This window comes from Pseudomonas sp. W15Feb9B (genome assembly GCF_000828175.1).
Lineage (GTDB): Bacteria > Pseudomonadota > Gammaproteobacteria > Pseudomonadales > Pseudomonadaceae > Aquipseudomonas > Aquipseudomonas parakoreensis.
The window spans coordinates 1-322 of the sequence record NZ_JTKF01000083.1 but is presented as its reverse complement, the minus strand read 5'-3'; the positions used below and the strand labels follow the sequence as shown (position 1 = coordinate 322).

The 322-nt window shown below is 63.7% G+C and carries 1 protein-coding gene; it reads left to right on the top strand.

Annotated elements, in window-relative coordinates; translation table 11 throughout:
- On the top strand, positions 1-322 hold a 322-nt coding region (locus OC71_RS26675), incomplete at both ends, for a calcium-binding protein (RefSeq protein ID WP_041075038.1).

The window sequence follows — 322 nt, the reverse complement described above, 5'->3', positions numbered from 1 at the left end:
AACAGCGGCAATAACATCCTCGACGGTGGCCTGGGCGCCGACACCCTGGCCGGCGGTGCCGGCAACGACACCTACATCGTCGACAACCTGGGCGACACCATCAACGAAACCAGCAACCTGGCCAGCGAGATCGACACCGTGCGCGCCTCGGTGGACTGGACCCTGGGCGCCAACCTGGAAAACCTGATCCTGACCGGCAACGCCATCAACGGCACCGGCAACGAACTCAACAACAGCCTCACCGGCAACGATGGCGACAACACCCTCAATGGCGGCCTCGGCGCCGATATCATGATCGGTGGCGCCGGCGTCGATACCTACT